This is a genomic window from Actinomadura meridiana (assembly GCF_039537545.1).
In the GTDB taxonomy this organism is placed as follows: Bacteria; Actinomycetota; Actinomycetes; order Streptosporangiales; family Streptosporangiaceae; genus Spirillospora; species Spirillospora meridiana.
Window position 1 is genome coordinate 1 of record NZ_BAABAS010000039.1, and the last position, 561, is coordinate 561.

General features: G+C 62.2%; 1 protein-coding gene. It reads left to right on the forward strand.

The annotated features are described in order from the left end of the window. A partial coding sequence (locus ABD808_RS38335; RefSeq protein WP_344908471.1) for an alpha-amylase family glycosyl hydrolase occupies positions 1-561 on the forward strand: 561 nt, incomplete at both ends.

Sequence of the window (561 nt, forward strand, 5' to 3'; positions counted from 1 at the left end):
TCATCTTCGTCGACACCGAAACCTCCAACTGGACCTACGACCCGGTACGCGGCCAGTACTACTGGCACCGGTTCTTCACCCACCAACCCGACCTCAACTACGACAACCCCGCCGTCCAGGACGCCATGCTCGAAGTCCTGCGCTTCTGGCTCGACCTGGGCATCGACGGCTTCCGCCTCGACGCCGTCCCCTACCTGTACGCCCGCGAGAACACCAACTGCGAAAACCTCCCCCAAACCCACACCTACCTCAAAAAAGTCCGCGCCGAAATCGACCGCCTCTACCCCGACCGCGTCCTGCTCGCAGAAGCCAACCAATGGCCCGCCGACGTCGTCCAATACTTCGGCGACCCCGCCGCCGGCGGCGACGAATGCCACATGGCCTTCCACTTCCCCGTCATGCCCCGCATCTACATGGCCGTCCGCCGCGAACAACGCTACCCCATCTCCGAAATCATGGCCCAAACCCCCAAAATCCCCGACAACTGCCAATGGGGCATCTTCCTCCGCAACCACGACGAACTCACCCTCGAAATGGTCACCGACGAAGAACGCGACTACA